Source organism: Hydrogenophaga sp. RWCD_12, assembly GCF_046604225.1.
In the GTDB taxonomy this organism is placed as follows: domain Bacteria; phylum Pseudomonadota; class Gammaproteobacteria; order Burkholderiales; family Burkholderiaceae_C; genus Hydrogenophaga.
The window spans coordinates 296058-314905 of record NZ_JBKIXC010000004.1 but is presented as its reverse complement, the minus strand read 5'-3'; the positions used below and the strand labels follow the sequence as shown (position 1 = coordinate 314905).

At 64.3% G+C, this 18848-nt stretch carries 13 protein-coding genes and 2 pseudogenes; 4 read left to right on the top strand and 11 right to left on the bottom strand.

The window, feature by feature from the left end:
• Positions 1 to 11: 11 nt before the first annotated feature.
• The 3 genes and pseudogenes from ACLIJ1_RS16950 to ACLIJ1_RS16940 form a co-directional block, all read left to right on the top strand.
• A pseudogene (locus tag ACLIJ1_RS16950) lies at positions 12 to 83 on the top strand (zinc-ribbon domain-containing protein); the annotation flags it as partial.
• Between the two features lie 141 nt (positions 84 to 224).
• Positions 225 to 836: a hypothetical protein gene (locus ACLIJ1_RS16945; RefSeq protein WP_411367038.1), complete on the top strand. Its 612-nt coding sequence runs from the start codon at positions 225 to 227 to the stop codon at positions 834 to 836.
• Positions 837 to 865: 29 nt separating this feature from the next.
• Positions 866 to 1663: an SDR family NAD(P)-dependent oxidoreductase gene (locus ACLIJ1_RS16940; protein WP_411366712.1), complete on the top strand. Its 798-nt coding sequence runs from the start codon at positions 866 to 868 to the stop codon at positions 1661 to 1663.
• Positions 1664 to 1674: 11 nt separating this feature from the next.
• On the opposite strand, the pseudogene ACLIJ1_RS16935 reads toward ACLIJ1_RS16940, so the two are convergent.
• Positions 1675 to 2319 (bottom strand): annotated as a pseudogene (locus ACLIJ1_RS16935) (ATP-binding protein); the annotation flags it as partial.
• Between the two features lie 276 nt (positions 2320 to 2595).
• Between ACLIJ1_RS16935 and ACLIJ1_RS16930 the strand changes: the two are divergent.
• Positions 2596 to 5790: a hypothetical protein gene (locus ACLIJ1_RS16930; protein WP_411366711.1), complete on the top strand. Its 3195-nt coding sequence runs from the start codon at positions 2596 to 2598 to the stop codon at positions 5788 to 5790.
• A gap of 506 nt (positions 5791 to 6296) precedes the next feature.
• Here ACLIJ1_RS16930 and ACLIJ1_RS16925 read toward each other — a convergent pair.
• The 10 genes from ACLIJ1_RS16925 to ACLIJ1_RS16880 form a co-directional block, all read right to left on the bottom strand.
• Entirely contained in the window at positions 6297 to 6701 is a 405-nt protein-coding gene (locus tag ACLIJ1_RS16925; RefSeq protein ID WP_411366710.1) for a ribonucleotide reductase subunit alpha, read from the bottom strand.
• A complete protein-coding gene (locus ACLIJ1_RS16920; protein ID WP_411366709.1) occupies positions 6698 to 7285 on the bottom strand; it encodes a nitroreductase family protein in 588 nt (195 codons plus the stop codon). The genes ACLIJ1_RS16925 and ACLIJ1_RS16920 overlap by 4 nt, the downstream gene beginning before the upstream one ends.
• A 62-nt stretch (positions 7286 to 7347) precedes the next feature.
• Positions 7348 to 8019, bottom strand: coding sequence for a carbonic anhydrase (locus ACLIJ1_RS16915; RefSeq protein ID WP_411366708.1), 672 nt, complete (start codon positions 8017 to 8019; stop codon positions 7348 to 7350).
• Between the two features lie 15 nt (positions 8020 to 8034).
• Positions 8035 to 8868 (bottom strand): peptidylprolyl isomerase, encoded by an 834-nt coding sequence (locus ACLIJ1_RS16910; RefSeq protein ID WP_411366707.1) that lies wholly within the window; start codon positions 8866 to 8868, stop codon positions 8035 to 8037.
• A 20-nt stretch (positions 8869 to 8888) separates the two neighbouring features.
• The gene (gene narI, locus ACLIJ1_RS16905) at positions 8889 to 9614 is read right to left on the bottom strand and encodes a respiratory nitrate reductase subunit gamma (RefSeq protein WP_411366706.1); all 726 of its coding nucleotides are present in this window, start codon (positions 9612 to 9614) and stop codon (positions 8889 to 8891) included.
• Positions 9611 to 10291: a nitrate reductase molybdenum cofactor assembly chaperone gene (gene narJ / locus ACLIJ1_RS16900; RefSeq protein ID WP_411366705.1), complete on the bottom strand. Its 681-nt coding sequence runs from the start codon at positions 10289 to 10291 to the stop codon at positions 9611 to 9613. The genes narI and narJ overlap by 4 nt, the downstream gene beginning before the upstream one ends.
• An 11-nt stretch (positions 10292 to 10302) precedes the next feature.
• On the bottom strand, positions 10303 to 11835 hold the full coding sequence (narH, locus tag ACLIJ1_RS16895; protein ID WP_411366704.1) for a nitrate reductase subunit beta: 1533 nt from the start codon (positions 11833 to 11835) through the stop codon (positions 10303 to 10305).
• A 19-nt stretch (positions 11836 to 11854) separates the two neighbouring features.
• Positions 11855 to 15649 carry a nitrate reductase subunit alpha gene (locus ACLIJ1_RS16890; RefSeq protein WP_411366703.1) on the bottom strand — a complete coding sequence of 1265 codons (3795 nt, stop codon included), beginning with the start codon at positions 15647 to 15649 and terminating at the stop codon, positions 11855 to 11857.
• A gap of 33 nt (positions 15650 to 15682) precedes the next feature.
• Positions 15683 to 17311 carry an MFS transporter gene (locus ACLIJ1_RS16885; protein WP_411366702.1) on the bottom strand — a complete coding sequence of 543 codons (1629 nt, stop codon included), beginning with the start codon at positions 17309 to 17311 and terminating at the stop codon, positions 15683 to 15685.
• A 21-nt stretch (positions 17312 to 17332) separates the two neighbouring features.
• Positions 17333 to 18601 carry an MFS transporter gene (locus tag ACLIJ1_RS16880; RefSeq protein WP_411366701.1) on the bottom strand — a complete coding sequence of 423 codons (1269 nt, stop codon included), beginning with the start codon at positions 18599 to 18601 and terminating at the stop codon, positions 17333 to 17335.
• Positions 18602 to 18848 lie beyond the last annotated feature (247 nt).

Sequence of the window (18848 nt, the reverse complement as noted above, 5' to 3'; positions counted from 1 at the left end):
ACACGGCATCCATGGCTCTTGTGTGTCCATCCTGTGGCGCGGAAAACCGGGACAAAGCCCGGTTCTGCCGGGGATGCGCACGTCCGCTGGAGCAGCCCGGCGAGGCTGATTCATCGACCGACAAGCGGGAGCGGCGGCCGGGAGCGGCCGAACGTGCCCGGCGGCGGCGCCGGGCCGCTGCCAAGGCAGCCAGCCCTTCCCGTTCGCGCTGGACCGGAGCCATCGTGGCCGCGGTGCTGGCCCTGGGCATCGGCTGGTGGCTCGGCGCGCGACAGACCAGCCCCGCGCCGGCACAGGCCGCTGCGCTGCCGGCGGCGACGGCTCCTGCGACCGCAGTGTCGCCTGCCGTGACCGCTGCGCCCGTGCAGCCGCTGGCGGCGGTGCCTGCGACCAGCGCGGTCGAACCCCCGGTCGGCGCAGATACCACCGCTGCGCCGGAGTCGGCTGCTGCGGTGGACCGTCTGCGTCAGTCGGTCGAGATGCTGGAACGCCAGGACCGCGCGCGTGCCGCGGTGCTGGAGCAGCAGCGCCTGAAAGCCGCCCAGGAGAAGCAGCGCGCCGACGAAGCCCGCCGACGCGCCGAGGCGCAGGCGGCAGCGGCCACCCCGGCGCCCGCCACCCCCGCCACTGTTGTCCAGGGCAACGTTCCCCCGGTGGCGACAGCGGCGCCTTCTGCACCGACGGTCGACCAGCTGTGTGCTGGCAGCACCAATGTGTTCGCCCGCGATTTCTGCCGCATGCGCGAATGCGGCAAGCCCGGCTACACCAACGACCCGGTCTGCGTGCGCTTCCGGCAGATGGAAGAAGCGCGGCGCCAGGAAACCGAACGCCGCTGATCACACCCCGTCCCGGGGAAGGAGCCTGCATGTCGAACCCGAATCCTGCCGCGCGCCCCCTGGCCCTGGTGACTGGTGCCTCTTCCGGCATCGGTCTGGCGCTGGCCGAGGTGCTGGCCCGTGAAGGCCACGATCTGGTGCTGACAGCCCGCCGCGTCGAGACCATGGAGGCCAGTGCGCAAGGTCTGCGCCAGCGCCACGGCGCCAAGGTCGTGGTGATCGGCGCCGACCTGTCGCTGCCGGACGGGCCGCAGCACCTGTTCGACCAGGTGCAGGCACTGGGGCTGCGCCCGGCGATCCTGGTCAACAACGCCGGGGTTGGCACCTTCGGGTCGTTCAAGGACACACCGCAGGCGCCAGACGAAGCCATGCTGCAGCTGAACATGAACAGCCTGGTGGGAGTGACCAAGCGTTTCCTGCCGGGCGTGATTGCGCAGCGCGGCAGGATCCTCAACCTGGCCTCGACCGCGGCCTTCCAGCCCGGTCCCGGCATGGCGCTGTATTTCGCGAGCAAGGCATTCGTGCTGTCCTTCTCCGAGGCGCTGCACGCCGAGCTGCGAGACCAGGGTGTCTCGGTCACGGCCCTGTGCCCCGGGCCCACCACCACAGGCTTCCAGTCGGCCGCCGGCATGGACCGCTCTGCCCTGTTTTCCTCGCCCTGGATCAAGAGCGCCGAACAGGTGGCCGAGGCCGGCTACCGCGCCATGCAGCGTGGCCAGCGGGTGCACATCCCGGGCGCGATGAACTGGCTGCTGGCACACGGCGCGGCCTTCACGCCGCGGCCGCTGCTGATGCGCATTGCGCAGCGGCTGACGCGCGAAACCTGACGTGCCGGCCGCTAACCCGCGGCCCGCAAAGCCCGCCGGTACTGCACCGCTTCGGCGATCTGCGACACGCCGACCGACTCACTGCCTGCGAGGTCAGCGATGGTGCGGGCCACGCGCAGGGCGCGGTGCGTGCTGCGGGCGCTCCATCCCAGCCGCGCGGCCGCGGTCTGCAGGAACTTCAGCGCGGCCGGTTCGACCTGCGCGTGTTCGTCCAGCGACTGCCCCGCGAGCTTCTGGTTGATGTGGCCCTGGCGCGCGTGCGCGCGGGAGCGGGCGGCTTCTACCCGTTCCCTCACCACGGCACTCGGTTCGCCGGACATGCCCCGCAACAATTCCTCGGGCGGCAGCGCCGGCACCTCGACGTGCAGATCGATGCGGTCCAGCAGCGGTCCGCTCAAACGCCCCTGGTAGCGCGCGATCTGGTCGGGCGTGTCGCGGCAGGGCTGGGTCGGGTGGCCGAGAAAGCCGCAGGGGCAGGGGTTCATCGCGGCCACCAGCTGGAACCGCGCCGGGAACTCGCTCTGCATCGCCGCGCGCGAGATGCGGATGTGGCCACTCTCCAGCGGCTCGCGCAGGGCTTCGAGCGCGGCGCGCGGGAACTCGGGCAGTTCGTCGAGAAACAGCACCCCGTGGTGCGCGAGAGAAATCTCACCCGGTGGGCATATTCAAAGTTACGCCAACAAATCACCAAAGTTGCAGTGCAACGTTGGTGATTTGTTGGCAACTAGGATGTCTGCAATGCAGCGGTTGCTGCCGGTCGAAGTCGTGCACCGTATTCACGCTTTGGGTGCACTGCAGACTTTGCCGCATGCAACCACCGAGTGCATTGACCGCTGGTCTCAGGTGAACTACCCCTTAACATGGACGCAGTAACACGCGATCCATCGGCTGGGACGATGGATATCCCTCGGACAGAGAGCACCAGAATGCAGATGAAGGCTGAAGAAAAGGTCATCTCGCCATCACAGTTCATGCGCCAAATCCGGCCTGAGCTCTATTCAGATTCGACCTCACGCGTAAAACACCACCTTAAAGCCGAGGTCCTATCCCATCACCTGGACACCATCACCGAGCGCAACCAGACGCATGATTTTGAACTGTTCTGCCGCAAGCTTTGCGAGCGGACGATCTGCCCGAACTTGAGGCCCGCAACGGGCCCGGAGGGTGGTGGTGACAGCAAGGCCGACACCGAGACCTCACCGGTATCCGATGAGATCAGCAAGCTCACCTACGTCGGTATGGCCAATAGCGGCAGCGAGCGATGGGCTTTCGCCTTCAGCGCGAAGAAAACGTGGGCCGACAAGGCGCGATCGGACGTGGCCGGCATCATGGCCACGAGCCGCGGCTACAAGAGAATCTTCTTTGTGACGTCGAGGGCTGCGCGTGCAAAGGATCGAGCCCGAGTGGAGGATGAACTTACCCGTGAGTACGGTATTCAAGTCACGATCCACGACCGCATCTGGATCCTCGATGAAGTCATCGACAAGAATCGCCGCGACCTTGAGTACAACTATCTGGGGATCGGTGATGAAACGAGCGACCATGATCTTGGCCCATCTGACTATTCGCGCAAGCAGCAACTGGCCGACATAGAGAAGGAGCTGACGGACCCTTCCGCGTTTGTCGGTATGGAGATGCAGCGAGCAACCGAGGCACTCGTGGCAGCCAAGTTGGCGCGGGAGCTGGAACTGCCCCGAGCTGACGTCGACGGCAGGCTTCTTCGGGCCGTTCGCCTGGCGGACGATGGGGGAACGCACCGGCAGCAGCTCACCGCCCGCTACGAGACGCTCTGGACGGCATTCTGGTGGTTCGACGACATTAAGGCGATCGTCGATGGCTACGACGGCTTTGAAGCCCTGGCAATCGGAAGCGAGCACGCGACGAACCTCGAGTTGTTGTGCAACCTGGCGCAACTGCTATTCAATGCCGTCATCCATGGTCACCTCACGTCCGAGCAGGCAGGACTGCAGCCGCGAGTTGCTCGGTTGTCCTCAAGGCTTTCCGAACTGGCGAGCGACAGCGGCCGCCCGAACAATGCGCTGGAGGCAAGGACTTCGCTGCTGACCATCCAGGTTAACGAAGCCCTGACGGCCGGTGAGCCCGAGCGGCTAGCCTCGTTGTGGCCTCAGTTCGGAGACATCCTCGCCAAGGCCGACGGCCTGGGAGAATTCGACGCCAAGCGCCTAACTAGGCTGATTGAGGTGTTCGGTCCGGTTGCCGGCAAGGATCGCGGTTACCGGGATCTCGTGGATCAAGTCTCCGACTTCGTGGCGAAACGTACGGGCGAGAGCCAGGGCGCGCTGGTTTTGCTCAAGCGCGCCAATCAGCTCGACTTCGACGAGAACATGGAGATGATTCGGCTCCTCGGCAAGGCCGCCCGGCTGCTTTCCAAGAAGGAGCATGCGGAGGACCTCGTCCGTGCACAGGCCCTGCTCGCAGTCGCCTACCGAAGTGCCGGCTTGCTTTGGGCGGCGCGTGCGAGCTCCACGTCGGCCGCTGCGACCTTGTTCATCGAAGCCGACGAAGGCGGCGAACTTCCGGCAACCACATTCCCTACGCTGATGAATGCGGCATGGCAGGCGGTCGAGCTGAAGCACTTCCCCGAAGTGCTGGAAACAGTTCAGGTCGCGCGCGGCTGCCTGAACTCGTTGCCTTTCGACGACGAGTCGGCGAAGCGCGCCGCCGAGCAGTTGCAGGACTTCGACATGGTCCTAGCCTGTCAGCTAGCGAATCTTTCCTTGGGGGAGGTGCCGCGGCTGGAAATGATCCCTGACATCGTGCGAAGGCTGGGCCTGAACCACAGTCGATCCACGCTGCTTTACATGCTGGGGTACGAGGACGTGCTGAGAGAAGAAGGATGGATCTCGGAGAGCGAATCCGCCCAGGACGTTGAGAGCTTCTTCAACCAATTGGCGGGTCAGCCCGCTGGCGACGCGCGCTGGAGACCCGCGATCTTCAACGGCCAGAATGAGCAGGTGTTTGCCACCTCGGTTCTGGGCGTGCAGGTGAACGTGACGCACGAGCCTACCGACACCGGTATCACCGTGGCCGAGGCCATTGTCGGGACAGTCGAGGCCTTCTTCGCGACAGCGTTCGAGCTAGACGCTTTCGCTCATGTGGAGCGTTTCGATGTCACTCTTGTCGATGCGAACATCACGCGCTTCGAGGTGACGGCGGACATTGACCGGATGAGGGCGACGGTCCGTTGGCCCAATGGCGTGTTTCCCGGATCACCGTCGGTGTACGGCGACTTTCAAAACATGTTGCTGGAAGTTGCCGCCGTCATCTTTTCGGCGACTTGCCGTGCGAAGAACTTTGAAGAAGTTGCTACCCGGCTATTCAAGACAGATGCTGCAATGGATCGCGTTGCGATGATTGGCTCGCTGTGCTTCAGCCGACAGCGCATCTTCGGCGGCGTGTCGCGCCTGTCCTCTTGGGATAAGCATTCACCGAAGAGGTTCGAGGCCAGGCCGGACAGGCCGCACGTTGAACGCGAGCCACAACCTACCAAGGCTGGCACGCAAGCCAAGGGCGAAGTCCACGACGAGACGGAATTCCCGAAATTGACCGATCACAGAGATGTGAAAGTCCGATCGGTCATCGACATCCACCTCTGGGATCGTGCGGGCTGGATGGGCGCGGCCTATGGAGTCGTCGACGACAAGGCGCCGCCCTTCATGGCTCTGATGTTCAAGGATCGGGATGCAGCCGCAAGAATATTTGAGAGATGGCGGGAGCGGTTCGGGACAGCGGACAAGGAGGAGGAAATCCACATCGGCATCGTTCGTCGATTCTCCGCCGAACATCCGACGCACTACGGAATGGTCATCACCTCGAAGATTCCTACGGATCAGGGAGATTCACGAATTGCCATGTTCGCGTCGCGTTCCCTCACCATGGAGCCTTCCGACGACGTCAATCTCACTGGGTTTCTGGACCTTTACAAGAAGGCCGGCGCCTACCTCCTAATGCCGGTCGTTTTGGTCCCGGGACAACCGCCGCAATTCATCGGCGGCCTCTACCTGCTCAAGCGGTCGTTGCATGTGAAGATGGCTGCCGATGTGGGCCCAAGCGACCTGGAGAACATGTTTTTGAAGCCTCGGGGTCTCGGGCACGATCAAGCGTGACGTGTCGAGGCTCCTAGTTGTCAGCTTTACCTGCGCGGACACGGTTTTCGGCCTCAGTATGAACCTCGACACAAGAAGCACGTGACGAGATGCGAGAAGAATGCAGTTCGTGCTGGTGTCCAGCTTGGCGGCTCTTGGTCGAAGCTGTCGTTCAGCGTCGAAATCTGAACGGCAGTAGACAGCCTATTCTGTTGAAAAACTCGTCAGGAACACGAAAAGCAGGTTTCTTGGGGTTCTTGAACCCTTGGTCATCCTGCGATCGTCGATCCTGGATCGATCTGAGAGGTCGACTTTTGCCTTGAAGCGTGCCCGACTTCGCGGGCCGAGTTTTTCAACAGAATACGCCAGAAACGCTCATTCGGGGGGGACGGATGTGCAGCGACAGCCGTCAGCCGATGACGCGTATGGAACTCACGGTCTACGGTGGCGGTCATTCGCGAAAGCGAGTCGTTTCTCGGTCCCACTTATCCCTCGGACTCACATGGGAAAACAGATGTCGGTCCGGCTCAGGCAAAGTAAACAGCCTGCCCCTGCCGGTCGAAGATCAGGACGCCTTGGATCTGACCCTGGTGCACGCCCATGACCATGCGATTGAGCGCCTGCTCAATGAACTCGGTCTTTGCCGGCTGTCCTTCTCGACCAGATAGCGCCGCCGCCATCACCATGCGCCACTCAGGCGACTGTTGATCGGCCTCCGCTGCAAGGGCCGTCCAGTCGGACAAATCGGCCGCGGTTCGGTCTAAGCACATGCGCGGGGTGAGCGCGCCGCCCTGCTCCTGCTCGAAACGTGTGCGTTCGTCCGGGCTGGCATCGGGTGGCAACTCCACATCAACAAAGACCATCAGTAGGGTCTGGGGCGTTGGCTGGGTGCGGGCAACAGCGATCAGGTCGTCAAAGCAGGTGATGTTCATGAGGGGTCGGTGTGGAGGCCGTCGATGGGGCCGGCGTCGGTGAGGGTGCGTACGATCTCGTGCACGCCCGGGCGGGGCGGAGTCGGTTTGCGGGCGCTGACTGTGCCCATGCTCAGACAACACAGTGCGTGCTCCTGTGGTCCGAGGGCGAACAGCGAGCGCAGCGCGCTGGACTTCATGGCCTTGCCGCTGGTGAGCGCCGATCCCCAGCCGCGTGCTGTGGCCATGAGCAGCAGATTCTGCACCGCACAGCCGGCCGAGAGGACGCGTTCGTTCAGGTCAATGTCGGGGTCACCACAGACGCCATTGACCACCACCAGCAACAGCACCGGTGCACGCAAAGCCTTGTCGTATGCCTGAGCCAACTGGTCAGCGGTGGCGGAAGGGTCCCGCTCGCGCAGGGCGTTAGCAAACGCCTGACCCAGTCGCGGGCGCTGCGTATCAGGGACCAGAACCAGGCGCCAGGGGCGCACGCGTTCATGGTCGGGTGCGCTGGTCGCACTGGTTAACCACTCTTGCAGCTCTTGGGCACTGGGACCCGGACCCACCAGACGTTTGGGAAGTACGGTCTGGCGGGTGTCCATCAGCGCTTGCAACACATCGCCGACCGAAGTCTCTTGCGGTAGGGAAAAAACGGTGCAGGGAGTCATTCCAGAACTTGTCCGTCGGGTTCCACATAGACCAGGTAGGGACCAGTACCACTGTGATCGGATTGCGACGAGGGTACGAAGGCACCACGGGCAGCGTCAAACACATGTACCTCGCCGTGTTCGATCACATAGTGCCAGCCGTGAAGGCTGAGGTGCCCGGCCTCCACCGCCCGGCGCACCATGGGGTACTCCATCAAGCGTTCGAGTTGCAGCACGACCGCGCGTTGTTCGGTGCGATGTAAGGCTTCCTTCGAGGGTTGCACCGGCAGCAGCGCCTCGTCCGCCAGCTTGAGCCAGGCTTTGAGGGCCACGGCCTCGTCAGGCGCGCCTTCGTAGGCGGTGCGGATCGCACCGCAGTGGCTGTGGCCGCAAACAATGATGCGTTCGACCTGCAGGCTGAGCACCGCGAATTCGATCGCGGCCATCGTTCCATGCAATCCATGGGACTGATCGTAGGGCGGCACGAAGGCGCCCACGTTGCGCACCAGGAACAGCTCTCCTGGCGCCGCACCCGTCAGGAGGTAGGGCACCAACCGCGAGTCGCTGCAGCCGATAAACAGCGTCTTGGGATGCTGGCCCTGGGCAACGAGATCCTGGAAGCGCTGCTGGTGGCGCGGAAAGTAGTCCTCATGGAAGTCTCGGAGGCGCAGCAACAGATCGTCGGGCATGGCAGGCCTGCAGGCTTATTGCACCAGCGGGGAATCGGTCCCTTCGAGTTCGATGCCCTCGACCTTCGCCTGGCCCACCAAGAGGCGCATGTACTGGCGCAGCGCGGTGGCGCGCGACTGGTGTTGCAGGCGCTGCCGAATCGAGGCCGCGACCTCGTCGTAGGGCGGCAACGTGCCCTTCTTGCGGCTGAGCACCTCGATGATGTGCAGGCCGAAGCGCGTGTGCACCAGGCGTGGGTGCACGCCCATACCCCAGCGCGAGTCCGTCTGGAAGAACAGCTCGTTGGCCAGCTCGGGCGCGCAGTCTTCGGGTGCCAGCCAACCCAGGTCGCCCCCTTCGACGCTGGAAGGGCAGTTGGACAGCTCGGCCGCCAGCTGCTGGAAACGGCCTGGTGCAACGTCCTTGCGCATCAGGTCCAGCAGGGTGGCTTCGGCACGCTGCGTCAGCGCGTGCACATTCACACCCGGAGTGACCGCAAACAGAATGTGTCGCACCTGCAGCGCCTGACCAACGATGAAGTGGTTCTTGTTGGCTTCGTAGTAACGGCGGCACTCGTCGTCGGTGGGAGCGGGCGATGTGACTTCGTCGTCGGTCATCGCCTCGATCACATGGCGCTCCGCCTCGTTGAGTTCGGGCGCAACGAGACTGCTTGACCGAGGCAGCAATCCCACGTGTACCGCGCGCTGGCGCAACAGTTCGGTAAACGCCCGCTCGCGCAGGGTCTCTGCGTCCAGCGCCTCGCCCGGATCGTGCAAGGCGATGCCGTTGATGCTGGCGGGGACGATCTGCATTTGGCCGGAGCAGGCGCAGCTGGCGCTGCCGCAACCGTGGGACTGGCTGTCGCTCATGGTGGTTCCTGTTGGCATATTCAGCGGCCCCGCTGGCTCAGCGGCTGTTGCGGCGTCATGCCGATGCGGCGGCTGCGCACCACCTGGTAGGGGCGGGTGACGTAGGCCAGGGTGCCGAAGCCGCTCCACACGTGCACTAGGCGGGTGAACGGGAAGACCAGGAAGATGCTCATGCCCAGGAACATGTGGGCCTTGAACACCCAGCTGGCGTCGGCGATCAGTTCGGCTGCGCCACCGCGGAAGGTGACGATGCGCTGCGCCCATTCGGCCAGCTTCATCATCATGCCGCCGTCCAGGTGCTGGGCCGACAGCGGGATGGTCGCCAGGCCGAGCGCGAACTGCGCCCACAGCAGCCAGAGCAGCACGATGTCACTGGTCTTGCTCGTGGCTCGGATGCGCGCGTCCGACAGGCGCCGGTGCAGCAGGATGCTCAAACCCACGAACCCGAACAGCCCGAACAGGCCGCCCGAGACCATGGCCATGAGCTGCTTGGCGCCCGCGGTCATGAAGTGCTCGTACAGAAAGTGCGGCGTGAGCATGCCCACTGTGTGGCCGAAGAACAGGAACAGGATGCCGACGTGGAACAGATTGCTGCCCCAGCGCAGCTGGCCCTTGCGCAGCAGCTGCGACGAGTCGCTCTTCCAGCTGTACTGGTCGCGGTCGAAACGGATCAGGCTGCCCAGCAGAAAAATGGTGAGCGCGATGTACGGATAGATGCCGAAGACAAAGTTATGGAAGCCGTTCATGCTGCGACTCCTTGAGAAGGGGTGGTTTTCTTACGGACGATGTGGATGGGTTGCGCCTGGCCTGGTCGGTTCTGGCCACGGGTGGCGCAGCCGTCAAAGGCCTCGGGTTCGGCCCAGGCCTCGTCCATGCTCTCTTCGACCGGGATGGCCACGGCCTGAGCTCTCTGCCCGGCCAGTTCCAGCACGGCAGCGATTACGGCGGCGTACGGGCTCTCGCGCTTGATCAGTGCGCTGAAGATCGCGTTGAGGATGTGCGCCATCTCGCCCAGGAAGGCCTTGGCCAGCGCGGGCGGCTGGGTGGAGGCGAACTCCAGCACTACGCCCAGGTGGTCGGGCAGTTCGTCGGGGCCGAGGTACAGGCCGGCCTTTTCGTAGGTCTGCACCAGGTCGATCATGGCCGGGCCGCGGTCGCGCGAGTCGCCGTGCACGTGCTCGAACAGGTGCAGCGAGGTGGCACGGCCGCGGTCGAAGGTCTCGACGTAACGGGCTTCCACCTCCAGCGGGTCCTGGCGCTGCAGGTTCACGGCCAGCGTGCGCAGTTCGGCACGGCGCGAGGCGGGCACTGCGTCTTCGTCGTCGAGCACCTGCAGCAGGGCATCGAACTCGCTGCGCAGCTGGGCGTCGGGGTAGGCAATCAGTCGCGCGAGGACGCGCAGGGAATAGCGGGTGTTCTTCATGGTGTTTCCTTTCAGACCACCGACTGGATCGGGATGGTGCGGCGCTTGTCCCCACCGAACAGGCTCGTCTCCGAAGCGCCGTCCGAACAGCCGTTGCCGAACGAGAAGCCGCAGCCACCGCGCAGGTCAAAGGCGTTTTCAGCGTATTCCCGATGCGAACTCGGGATGACGAAGCGGTCTTCGTAGTTGGCGATCGCCATCACGTGGTACATCTCCTCGACCTCGGCGCGGCTCAGGCCAGTCTGCTCCAGCACCTTGAGGTTTTCCACGCCGTCCACGTGCTTGCCGCGCTGGTAGGCGCGCATGGCCAGCATGCGTTCGAGCGCGCGCACCACCGGCGCCGTGTCGCCGGCGGTCAGCAGGTTGGCCAGGTACTGCAGCGGGATGCGCATCTGGCTGAAGTCGGGCAGCTCGCCGTTGGCACCGATCTGGCCCGCGTTGGCCGCGGCGGAGATCGGCGAAAGCGGAGGCACGTACCAGACCATGGGCAGCGTGCGGTACTCGGGGTGCAGCGGCAGCGCCACCTTCCAGTCGATTGCCATCTTGTAGACCGGGCTCTTGCGCGCGCCTTCGAGCCAGCTCTCGGGGATGCCGTCCTTGCGCGCCTGCTCGATCACGGCCGGGTCGTTGGGGTTGAGGAAGATGTCAAGCTGGGCCTGGTAGAGGTCCTTCTCGTCGGGCACGCTGGCGGCCTCGGCGATGCGGTCGGCGTCGTACAGCACCACGCCCAGGTAGCGGATGCGGCCCACGCAGGTTTCACTGCACACGGTGGGCTGGCCGGCCTCGATGCGCGGGTAGCAGAAGATGCACTTCTCGGCCTTGCCGGTCTGCCAGTTGTAGTAGATCTTCTTGTAGGGGCAGCCGCTCACGCACATGCGCCAGCCGCGGCACTTGTCCTGGTCGATCAGCACGATGCCGTCGTCCTCGCGCTTGTAGATCGAGCCCGAAGGGCACGAGGCCACGCAGGCCGGGTTCAGGCAGTGCTCGCACAGGCGCGGCAGGTACATCATGAAGGTGTTCTCGAACTGGCCAACCATGTCCTTCTGGACCTGGTCGAAATTCGCGAGGTTGGCGTCTGCACTGCGCTTGCTGAACTCGCCGCCGAGGATTTCTTCCCAGTTCGGGCCCCACTCGATCTTCTCCATGCGCTGGCCGGTGATCAGGCTGCGCGGCCGTGCGGTGGGCGCGGCCTTCACCTCGGGCGCCGACTGCAGGTGGTCGTAGTCGAAGGTGAAGGGCTCGTAGTAGTCGTCGATCTGCGGCAGGTTGGGGTTGCTGAAGATCTTCATCAGCAGCGACCACTTGCCGCCCTGCTTGGGCACGATGGAACCGTCGGCCTTGCGGACCCAGCCCCCGTTCCACTTGTCCTGGTTCTCCCACTCCTTGGGGTAGCCGATGCCGGGCTTGGTTTCGACGTTGTTGAACCAGGCGTATTCCACGCCGGGGCGGCTGGTCCAGACGTTCTTGCAGGTGACCGAACAGGTGTGGCAACCGATGCACTTGTCCAGGTTCAGCACCATCGCGATTTGGGCACGTACTTTCATCTTTGTTCTCCTGTGCTGATCACGCCTGAACCGAGTCACGGCCTTCGCCGTCGAGCCAGTCGATCTTGCGCATCTTGCGCACGATGACGAACTCGTCGCGGTTGGTGCCGATGGTTCCGTAGTAGTTGAAGCCGTAGCTGAACTGCGCGTAGCCGCCGATCATGTGGGTCGGTTTGGTCACGATGCGGGTCACCGAGTTGTGGATGCCACCGCGCGTGCCTGTGATCTCCGCACCGGGGGTGTTGATGATCTTTTCCTGGGCGTGGTACATGAGCACCATGCCCGGGTTCACGCGCTGGCTCACCACCGCGCGCGCCGCGATGGCGCCGTTGGTGTTGAACAGCTCGACCCAGTCGTTGTCGGCGATGCCGGCGCTCTTCGCGTCGTCCTCGCTGAGCCAGATCACCGGGCCGCCGCGGTTGAGCGTGAGCATGTGCAGGTTGTCGCTGTACGTGCTGTGGATGCCCCACTTCTGGTGCGGCGTGATGAAGTTGAGGCTGATCTCCTTGTTGCCGTTGGGACGGCGGTGAATCATCTCGTCCACCGTCTTGAGGTCGACCGGCGGGCGGTAGCTGGAGAGGCCTTCACCGAAGGCCAACATCCAGGGGTGGTCCAGGTAGAACTGCTGGCGGCCGGTGAGGGTGCGCCATGGGATCAGCTCGTGCACGTTGGTGTAGCCGGCGTTGTACGAGACCTTTTCCGATTCGAGGCCGGACCAGGTGGGCGACGAAATGATCTTGCGCGGCTGTGCCTGGATGTCGCGGAAACGGATCTTCTCGTCCTCGCGGTGCAGGGCCAGGTGGGTGTGGTCGCGGCCGGTGATCTTGCTCAAGGCCTCCCAGGCCTTTACGGCGACGTGGCCGTTGGTCTCGGGCGCCAGCTGCAGCACCACCTCGCAGGCGTCGATGTCGCTGTCGATGCGGGCCATGCCCTTGGCCACGCCTTCGGTGTGCACGGTGCCGTTGAGTTCCTTGAGCTGGCCGACCTCGGTCTGCGTGTTCCAGGCGATGCCCTTGCCGCCGTTGCCGGCCTTGTCCATCAGCGGACCCAGGGCGGTGAAGCGGGCGTAGGTGTTGGGGTAGTCGCGTTCGACCACGCTGATCTGCGGCGCGGTCTTGCCGGGGATCAGGTCGCACTCGCCCTTCTTCCATTCCTTCACGTCAAAGGGCTGGGCCAGTTCGGCCGGGCTGTCGTGCATCAGCGGCGTGAGCATGAGCTCCTTCTCCACGCCCAGGTGGCCGACGCAGACCTCGCTGAAGGCCTTGGCGAAGCCCTTGTAGATCTCCCAGTCGCTCTTGCTCTGCCAGGCCGGGTCCACCGCGGTGGACAGCGGGTGGATAAAAGGGTGCATGTCGCTGGTGTTGAGGTCGTTCTTCTCGTACCAGGTCGCTGTGGGCAACACGATGTCGGAGTACAGGCAGGTCGTGCTCATGCGGAAGTCCAGCGTGACCACCAGGTCCAGCTTGCCTTCGGGCGCCTTGTCGTGCCAGGTCACTTCGGTGGGCTTGGCGTCGTCGGCGCCCAGGTCCTTGCCCTGCACGCCGTGCGTGGTGCCCAGCAGGTGCTTGAGGAAGTACTCGTGGCCCTTGCCGCTGGAGCCCAGGATGTTGGAGCGCCAGACGAACAGGTTGCGCGGCCAGTTGTCCGGGTGGTCCGGGTCCTCGCAGCTCATGCGCAGCGAGCCGTCCTTGAGCGCCTTGACCGCATAGTCCTTCGGGTCCATGCCGGCGGCCGTGGCGTCCTTGACCACCTGCATCGGGTTGGTCTGCAGCTGCGGCGCGCTGGGCAGCCAGCCCATGCGCTCGGCGCGCACGTTGTAGTCGATCAGGCTGCCGCCGAACTTGCCCTTGTCGGCCAGCGGCGAGAGGATCTCGTCCACGCCCAGCTTCTCGTAACGCCACTGGTCAGTGTGGGCGTAGAAGGCGCTGGTGGAGTTCATCTGGCGCGGCGGGCGCACCCAGTCCAGCGCGAAGGCCAGCGCGGTCCAGCCTGTCTGCGGGCGCAGCTTCTCCTGGCCCACGTAGTGCGCCCAGCCGCCACCGCTCTGGCCGATGCAGCCGCACATCATCAGCATGTTGATGATGCCGCGGTAGTTCATGTCGCTGTGGTACCAGTGGTTCATGGCCGCGCCGATGATGACCATGGACTTGCCCTTGGTCTTGTCGGCGTTGTCGGCGAACTGGCGCGCCACCGCGATCACCTGGTCGCGCTTGACGCCGGTGATCTTCTCCTGCCAGGCGGGTGTGTAGGGCGTGTCCTGGTCGTAGCTGGTGGCGCCGGTGTCCCCCGGCAGGCCGCGGTTGACGCCGTAGTTGGCGACGGTGAGGTCGAACACGGTGGCGACCAGCGCGTAGCGCTCTTCACCGGCCTTGCCCAGCTTGATGCGGCGCACCGGCACCTGGCGCACCAGCACGTCGTCGGTGGCGTTGGACTGCTTGTTGGCCGTGAAGTTGGGCGTGTCGATGCCGCCGAAGTACGGGAAAGCGACCTCGCCCACTTCGTACTCGCTGCCTTCGCCTTCCATCAGGCTGAGCTTGAGCTTGACCTGTTCGTCGCTGCGGGCCTCCTTGTCTTCCAGGTTCCACTTGCCCGCGTCGGTGCGGCCTTCGGCGCCCCAGCGGAAGCCGATGGAACCGTTGGGCAGCACGACCTTGTCGTCCTGGTCGATAGCGACCGTCTTCCACTCGGGGTTGTTAGCCTGGCCGAGCTTGCCGTTGAAGTCGCTGGCGCGCAGGTAGCGGCCGGGCACCACGACCTTGCGGCCGTCGGGCAGGGTGCGCTCTTCTAGCTGCACCAGGTTGGGCATGTCGGTGTAGCGGCGCACGTAGTCGTCGAAGTACGCCGAGCGCTTGTCGAAGTAGAACTCCTTGAGGATCACATGGCCCATGGCCATCGCGACTGCAGCGTCCGTGCCCTGCTTGGGGTGCATCCAGAGGTCGCAGAGCTTGCTGATCTCGGCGTAGTCGGGCGTGATTGCCACCGTCTTGGCGCCCTTGTAGCGGACCTCGGTGAAGAAGTGGGCGTCGGGCGTGCGGGTCTGGGGCACGTTGGAGCCCCAGGCAATGATGAAGGTGGAGTTGTACCAATCGGCCGACTCGGGCACGTCGGTCTGCTCACCCCAGATTTGCGGGCTGGCCGGCGGCAGGTCGCAGTACCAGTCGTAGAAGCTCATGCACACGCCACCGATCAGCGACAGGTAGCGCGAGCCGGCGGCGTAGCTGACCATGGACATGGCGGGAATGGGCGAGAAACCCCAGACCCGATCCGGACCGTGCTTCTTGATGGTGTAGACGTTGGACGCGGCAATGATCTGGTTGACCTCGTCCCAGGTGCTGCGCACCATGCCGCCCAGGCCGCGCTGCTGCTGCCACTGGCGGCGGGCGTCCGGGTTCTCGACGATGGCGGCCCAGGCATCGACCGGGCTCTTGGCCACGGCCAGCGCCGCGCGCCAGTGCGCCAGCAACTTGCCGCGCACCATGGGGTACTTCACGCGGTTGGCGCTGTACAGGTACCAGCTGTAAGAGGCGCCACGGGCGCAGCCGCGCGGCTCGTGGTTGGGCAGGTCGGCGCGGGTGCGCGGGTAGTCGGTCTGCTGGGTTTCCCAGGTGACGATGCCGCCCTTGACGTAGATCTTCCACGAGCAGGAGCCCGTGCAGTTCACGCCGTGGGTGGAGCGCACGATCTTGTCGTGCGCCCATCGGTTGCGGTAGGCGTCTTCCCAGGTGCGGTCTTCGCCGGTGGTGATGCCGTGCGAGCCGGAGAAGCTTTCAGTTGGAGCCGAAAAGTGGCTCAGGCGGTCGAGGAAGTGACTCATCGTGGGGTCTCCGAAAAAACGTGTCTGGGGCGCTCAGGGGTTCTTGATCTCGGCGCCCTTGCGCAGGTAGAACCACCAGTTCAGCACCAGGCACAGGGCGTAGAAGATGGCGAAGCCGTACATGGCGAACTGCGGCGTGCCGGCCTTGATCTGCGCGCCGATGACGACCGGCGCGATGAAGGCGCCGTAGGCGGCGACGGCCGAGGTCCAGCCCAGCACGGGGCCGGCCTGCTGGCGGTCGAAGATGACGCCGATGGTGCGGAAGGTGGAACCGTTGCCGATGCCGCTGGCAAAGAACAGCACGATGAACAGGCCGATGAAGGCGGGGAAGTACTGCTCGGGCGTGGCCGAACCGTAGGCCTGCATCATCACGTAGCCCACCGCACCGGAGGCCGCCACCATCACGGCCGAGATGACCTGGGTGACGATGGAGCCACCGACCTTGTCGCTGATCCAGCCGCCGATGGGCCGCACCGCGGCACCGACGAAGGGACCGATCCAGGCGTAGGTCAGGGCCGAGGGCGCATTGGGGTTCTTCAGCGCGTGCTGCATGACGCCCGCAGCGTCGGGGATGTGCTGGAAGCCGAAGATCACCGTGATGGCCAGCGGCAGCACCATCGAGAAGCCGATGAAGGAACCGAAGGTGACGATGTAGAGCGCTGTAAGCGACCAGGTGTGTTTGTTGCCGAAGATGGCGAACTGCTTGTTCACGCCTTCTTTCATGGGGCCAAAGGCAGCCAGCTTCATCATCAGCAGCGCCAGGATGATGTCCAGCGGGATCGCGACCCACATGTTCAGAATGCCCAGACCGGTGGGGGCCGGCAGGTACAGGTAGAGCATGAAGATGGCCGGGATGAAGGCCAGGGTGTAGAGGTAGGTGACCTTGGCGAACGCGACGATGGGGTTGCCCGCATCGGGTGACACCGTCTTGAGGTTGTTCATGCCGAACCAGGCCAGGATGGACAGCGGCACCAGTGAGAGCACCCAGGCAAAGCCGGCGTTCTGGATCCAGGTCGGCGTGCCGGCGGCGATCTTGCCGAAGATCCAGCCGCTGTCTTTCACCAGCGTCATGGATTCACCGCCGAAGGCGCCCAGCAGCGGCAGGGTCATCACCAGCGGGATGACGATCTGCATCGTCGTGACACCGAAGTTGCCCAGGCCAGCGTTCAGGCCCAGAGCCGTGCCCTGCAGGCGCTTGGGGAAGAAGGTGCTGATGTTGGACATCGAGCTGGCGAAGTTGCCGCCGCCCACGCCCGACCACAGCGCCATCAGCTGGAACACCCACAGCGGCCAGTCCTTGTGCTGCAACGCGATGCCGGTGCCAATCGCCGGGGCCAGCAGCATGGCGGTGGTCAGGAAGATGGTGTTGCGACCACCGGCCAGGCGCACCAGAAAGGACGCCGGGATGCGCATGGTGGCGCCGGAGATGCCGGAGATGGCGGTCAGCGTGAACAGCTCGGCCTGGGTGAAAGGGAAACCCAGGTTGAGCATCTGCACGGTGATGATGCCCCACATGCCCCAGACCGCGAAGCCGCACAGCAGGGCGGGCACCGAGATCCAGAGGTTGCGGTAGGCGATGCGGCTGCCGGTGCTGTTCCAGAAGCGTTCGTCTTCGGGGCGCCAGTCCTGGACGTCGGCGCCGGAGGTGGTTTGGTTGTTCATGGGAAGTGCTGACCGGTGTGGTCAGTTCTGAAGGGAGAAGGACTTGGCGCTGGCGCCCATGACCTGGGTTCCGCGGACTTCGGTCCAGTACATCCAGATCAGCGAAACCCAGACCACGCCGTACATCAGCATGAAAGCGCTGGAGCGAATGCCGGTCAGGTCCATCAGTACGCCGAACAGGATCGGCAGCACAAAGCCGCCCATGCCGCCGGCCAGGCCGACGATGCCGCTGATGGCACCGATGTTCCCGGGGTAGTCGTCGCTGATGTACTTGAAGACGCTGGCCTTGCCGAAGGCCCAGGCCACGCCTAGGATGAACATCAGGCCGGTGAACAGGTAGACGTTCAGGCCGATGTGGAAGGTGCTGGGGCCGTTGACGGTCATCACCGTGAAGTCGGTCTGCGGGTAGCTCAGCAGGAACAGGCAGATCCAGCTCACCCACATCACCCACCAGGTGACTTTGTGCGCGCCGTACTTGTCGGAGAGCACGCCGCCGATGGCGCGCAGCACGCCACCGGGCAGCGAGAAGCAAGCGGCCAGCAGCGCGGCCACGCGGATATCCAGGCCGAACTCGCCCACGTAGTACTGCACCATCCACAGCGCCAGCGCCACGTAGCCACCGAACACGATGCTGTAGTACTGGCAGTATTTGATGACCTTGGGATCCTTCAGCGCCTTGAGCTGATCGCTGAACTTCACGTGGCTGGGCACCAGGTGGGCTGGGTCGCTGTGGCTGAACAGCCAGAACAGCACCAGGGTGCCGAGCATGATGGCCGCGTACACCTGAGGCACCATGGTCCAGCCAAAGGCCACCAGCAGCACCGGCGCCACGAACTTGTTGACCGCCGAGCCGGAGTTGCCCGCGCCGTACACGCCCATGGCCATGCCCTGGCGGCCCTTGGGGAACCAGCGCGCGACATAGGGCGTGCCGACCGAGAACGAACCGCCCGCCAGGCCGACGAACAGGCCGATGGTCAGGAAGTGCCAGTACTCGGTGGCATAGCTCATCAGCCAGATCGCCGGCACGGTGACCGCCATCAGGATCGCCATCACGATGCGGCCGCCGTAACGGTCGGTCCAGATGCCCAGGGGCACGCGGATCAGCGAGCCGGTGAGCACCGGCGTCGCAGTCAGCAGGCCGAACTCGGTCGCATTCAGGTTCAGCATCTTCTTGATCGGAATGCCGATCACGCCAAACATCATCCAGACCATGAAGCAGACCGTGAACGCCAGCGTACTGACGATCAGGACCGACCAGGCCTTTCTCTCATTTCTCAGTTCTGAAGCCATGTTTTCTCTCCGAAAGACATGGCATGACTGTCCCTTTTCAGGGTAGGGCTGAACATCCGCCAGAGGCATGCACGGCCACGGCAGAAGGACGAGGCGCCGGCGCGGCTGCGTCGTTCTGAAGAACTACTCCGCCGGCTTTTCAGGCACGGCTTGCGCCAGATCAAGACACAGGCGTCATCGGATCGGACACGCACCTATCGCGTCGACGTCGGCTTGAATATAAGTAATTGATGAATTACATTTCAAG